We start from the raw sequence: 4203 nt of genomic DNA, 5'->3' as shown, positions 1-4203 counted from the left end.
ACGTCGCCCCACAACCCCGCGGCGCCCCGCCCCCCCCGGCCCCCCCCCGCGGCTGTTGTGCTGCTACTCGACTCCGGCTTCGCTGAACAGCGCGACCTTCAGGGCACCGGTCTCCGCCGGACGCGAGAAGACGTCGTACGCGTCCTGCATCTCGCCGAGGCCGAACCGGTGCGTGATCAGCTCGGGCAGCTCCAGCCGGCCCGCCGCGAGCATCGACAGCAACCGCGGCGTCGACGACGTGTCCACCAGGCCGGTGGTGATGGTGACGTTCTTGATCCAGAGATCCTCCAGGTGAAGGGTCGCCGGCGCACCGTGCACACCGATGTTCGCGACCGTCCCGCCGGTCCGGACGACACGGGTGCACAGCTCGAAGGTGTCCGGGATTCCGACCGCCTCGATCGCGACGTCGGCACCGAGTCCACCGGTGAGCTCGCGAACCGTCTTCTCCACGTCCTCGTCCGGAGCGAGCGCGATATCCGCGCCCCGCTCGAGAGCCGCCTTGCGCCGCGAGTCCGCCGCATCGACCACGACGATCCGCGACGGACTGAACAGCTTGCTGGTCGCAATCGCCGCCAGACCGATCGGACCTGCCCCTACGATCACGACCGTGTCGCCCGGCGAGACCTTGCCATTGAGTACGCCGACCTCGTACGACGTCGGCAGGATGTCGGCCAGCAGCACCGCCGCCTCATCACTGACATTGTCCGGCAGCTTGTACACCGACCGATCCGCGAACGGAACCCGGACCTGCTCGGCCTGGGTACCGTCGATCAGGTGACCGAGGATCCATCCGCCACCGCCGAGGCACTGGCCGTAGTGGCCCTGCCGGCAGTACTCGCACCGGCCGCACGACGTGATGCAGGAGATCAGCACCCGATCGCCGACCGCGACACCACGAACACCGTCGCCGACGGACAGGATCGTCCCGACCGCCTCGTGACCGAGGATCCGGCCCGGCTCGACCGTCGGCACGTCGCCCTTCAGGATGTGCAGGTCGGTGCCGCAAATGGTGACCGCGTCGACGCGCACGATCGCATCCTCAGGATCCTGGATCACCGGATCCGGCACCTCGCGCCAGCTCCGTTGCCCCGGGCCGTTGTAGACCAATGCCTTCATCACAGACCTCCCTAGACGAGACTTTCCACCTTCGACGGTGGCCCTCCACACCGGTCCTGACTGCGGCCGAACTACACCTCCAGGCAGGACTTTCGACCCTCCCTGCGGCACCTACCCGCGGCTTGACTGGAACTGCAGGAGTACGAACGGAGAGGTGTCTCATGTCAGCGGGACTGCCAGTACTCGTCGGGATCGACGGATCGCTCGACGGCCTGATCGCCCTCGGTTGGGCGGCGTCGTACGCCACCCTGCGCCGGGCGCCATTGCATGCCGTCTATGTCCTGGATGAGCAGCGGCAGCTGCCCGCGAGCACACCACCCACCGGACCGGACGACGGCAGCGAGGTGCTGGCAGACGCCCTCGAGGAGCTCGAGCGGCTTCGATTCACGGCCGCCTCGCTGGAGGTGCGCCACGGCCATCCGACCAAGGTGCTCCTCGAGCTGTCCGAGCGCGCCCAGGCGCTCGTCGTCGGCCGCCGCGGCATGGGCGGCTTCGCGGAGCTCGTACTCGGCTCGACGTCCCAAGCGTGTACGGCGCTCAGCACCGACGTGCCGCTGATCGTCGTACCCGATACCTGGGACCCCACGGCACCGCCACACCGGCGGATCGTCGTGGGCATCGACGGGTCGGTGGAGGGCCAGGACGCGCTGCGCTTCGCCTTCGAACTGGCCGACGCGACGAACGCCGAACTCCTCGGCGTCCATGCTGCCGCGGTCCGCGAGAGCTACCCCGATCCCAACGTCTGGGTCGACCCGAGCCGGCAGCCCTGGGCCGGTGCGGCCGACCAACTCCTGGCGCAGACGCTGGACGACTGGAATGCCAAGTACCCCGAGGTCTCCGTCGACCAACGTGCTGTCGCCGATCATCCGGTCCGAGTACTCGCGAACGAGTCCGAGTTCGCCGATCTCATGGTGGTCGGCGGATTGGGCCACACCTCGTTCTCCGAGCTCCGGCTCGGATCGGTGGCCCGTGGCCTGCTCCACCACTCGCACTGCCCGGTCGCCGTCATCCACCACACCTGAGGATTCGTTGCCATGACGCCCAAACGGGACATCGTCATCAAGACCCGGCGACTGACCAAGCGGTTCGGCCACCGGACCGCGCTCGACGGTCTGGACCTGGACGTCCCGGCCGGCGTCATCCTCGGATATCTCGGACCGAACGGCGCCGGCAAGACCACAACGATCCGCCTGCTCGCCGGGCTGATCCGGCCGACGTCCGGCTCGGCGGTGGTCTTCGGGTTCGACGCCAACGATCGGTACGACGTACTCCAGCGGCGGATCGGCTACCTGCCCGGCGAATTCGTCGCCTACCCGGATCTCACCGGCGGGCAGTACCTGGACTACTTCGCCCATCTGTACGGCGGTGTCGACCGGGACCGGATCGAGCTCCTGGCCAAGCGGTTCGACCTCGACCTCGGTGTCCGGATCGGCGCGTTGTCCCGCGGCAATCGGCAGAAGGTCGGCATCGTCCAGGCCTTCATGCACGACCCGGACCTGCTGATCCTGGACGAACCCACGACCGGTCTCGACCCGCTCATGCAGCGCGAGTTCCGCGACCTGCTGCGTGAGACCCGGGACGCCGGACGGACCGTCTTCCTCTCCTCGCACGTCCTGTCCGAGGTCGACGCCGTCGCCGACACTGTCGCGATCCTGCGAGCCGGCCGGCTGGTGACGACACAGTCCGTGCAGGAGTTGCGGGACAGCGCCCACGCGTTCCTCGGCTACTACACCGACCGGGAGTAGGCGATGTTCCGCAACGTCTTCATGAAGTCGATGTACGACGCGCGCCGCGGCCTGATCGGCTGGTCGATCGCGATCGTGGCACTCGTGCTGCTCGAGAGCGCTCTGTGGCCGTCGGTCCGGGACATGCCGAACCTCACCGAGCTGTACCAGTCGTTCCCCGCGGAACTCCGCAGGTTCTTCGATCTCGACGCGATGAACACCGGCGCCGGCTTCCTCAACGCCGAACTGTTCACCCTGATGCTGCCCGCGCTGTTCCTGGTCTACGCCATCGGGCACGGCGCCCGCGCCCTGGCCGGCGAAGAGGAACGTGGAACGCTCGAACTGCTGCTGGTCACCCCTGTCTCCGGCTTCCGGATCGTTGCCGACAAGGCGCTCGCACTGACGCTGTCGATCACGGTTCTCGGGTTCGCACTGTTCGTCGCAACCACGCTCGGCAGCCTCATCTTCGGCCTCGGTATCAGCGTTCCCGCGGCCGCGAGCGGTGCGCTCGCGATGACCCTGCTCGGCGTGGAGTACGCCGTACTGGCGCTGGCCGCCGGAGCCGTCACCGGACGCCGACCCGCCGCGATCGGCATCGCCTCAGCCGCCGCAACGGCCGCGTACGTCGTCTACGCCGCCGGACTCATCCTGCCGCGCTTCGAGTCATGGCAGCCCTACTCCCCCATCCACCAGGCGTTCAACGGCGGACCGCTCGGCGCCGGCTTCCAGCTCAGCTACCTCTGGCTTCTCGCCGGCGCAGCCATCCTCCTCGCGATCGCCATCCCGGCCCTCGACGGCCGCGACATCTCGACCGCACACGGCGGCTGAGCCAGCCCACACTCTGCCCAGCTTCCTTGCGTTGATCATGCTGTCGCTGCGGCCGACTTGCTGTTCATGACCAGTCCTGTCACAGCGAACGGGCGACGAGCTCGGTCAGGTCGACCAGGCGGCTGGTGTAGCCCCACTCGTTGTCGTACCAGCCGAAGACCTTGACCAGGTGATCCTGGACCTGCGTCAGCGGGGCGTCGAAGATGCACGAGGCCGGGTCGCCGATGATGTCGTGGGACACGATCGGATCAGTGGTGTAGCGCAAGATCGCCTTGAGAGGTCCGGCCGCGGCATCGGCGAAGGCCTGGTTGACCTGCTCGACCGTCGCGACCTCGGACAGCTGCACCGTCAGGTCGGTCAGAGAGCCGTCCTCGACCGGGACCCGCACCGCGACGCCGTCGATCTTCCCCGCGAGCTCAGGGATCACCAATCCGACCGCACGGGCGGCACCCGTGCTCGTCGGGATCAGGTTCACGGCGCCAGAACGACCGCGACGCAGATCCTTGTGCGGCGAGTCCAGCAGCACCTGATCGTT

At 68.1% G+C, this 4203-nt stretch carries 4 protein-coding genes and 1 pseudogene; 3 read left to right on the top strand and 2 right to left on the bottom strand.

From position 1 onward, the window contains the following. Positions 1-63: 63 nt before the first annotated feature. Positions 64-1116 (bottom strand): zinc-dependent alcohol dehydrogenase family protein, encoded by a 1053-nt coding sequence (locus AB0I34_RS43970; protein ID WP_360458654.1) that lies wholly within the window; start codon positions 1114-1116, stop codon positions 64-66. Between the two features lie 161 nt (positions 1117-1277). On the opposite strand from AB0I34_RS43970, the gene AB0I34_RS43965 reads away from it, so the two are divergent. Genes AB0I34_RS43965 through AB0I34_RS43955 form a run of 3 tightly spaced genes read left to right on the top strand, consistent with a single transcriptional unit; the run spans position 1278 to position 3668 of the window. Beyond that, a complete protein-coding gene (locus AB0I34_RS43965; protein WP_360458651.1) occupies positions 1278-2138 on the top strand; it encodes a universal stress protein in 861 nt (286 codons plus the stop codon). Between the two features lie 12 nt (positions 2139-2150). Further along, positions 2151-2861, top strand: a complete 711-nt coding sequence (locus AB0I34_RS43960) for an ABC transporter ATP-binding protein (RefSeq protein ID WP_360458648.1) — start codon at positions 2151-2153, stop codon at positions 2859-2861. A 3-nt stretch (positions 2862-2864) separates the two neighbouring features. Then, positions 2865-3668, top strand: coding sequence for an ABC transporter permease subunit (locus AB0I34_RS43955; protein ID WP_360458645.1), 804 nt, complete (start codon positions 2865-2867; stop codon positions 3666-3668). Between the two features lie 79 nt (positions 3669-3747). On the opposite strand, the pseudogene AB0I34_RS43950 reads toward AB0I34_RS43955, so the two are convergent. Then, positions 3748-4203: pseudogene (locus AB0I34_RS43950) on the bottom strand (type I glyceraldehyde-3-phosphate dehydrogenase); the annotation flags it as partial.

The organism is Kribbella sp. NPDC050281 (assembly GCF_040655855.1).
Lineage (GTDB): Bacteria > Actinomycetota > Actinomycetes > Propionibacteriales > Kribbellaceae > Kribbella.
This window is presented reverse-complemented; position numbering and strand designations above follow the sequence as displayed.

Bases quoted from the DNA above. Each gene is read 5' to 3' on its own strand.
- AB0I34_RS43970 (WP_360458654.1), bottom strand. From the start codon at position 1,116: ATGAAGGCATTGGTCTACAACGGCCCGGGGCAACGGAGCTGGCGCGAG.
- AB0I34_RS43965 (WP_360458651.1), top strand. From the start codon at position 1,278: ATGTCAGCGGGACTGCCAGTACTCGTCGGGATCGACGGATCGCTCGAC.
- AB0I34_RS43960 (WP_360458648.1), top strand. From the start codon at position 2,151: ATGACGCCCAAACGGGACATCGTCATCAAGACCCGGCGACTGACCAAG.
- AB0I34_RS43955 (WP_360458645.1), top strand. From the start codon at position 2,865: ATGTTCCGCAACGTCTTCATGAAGTCGATGTACGACGCGCGCCGCGGC.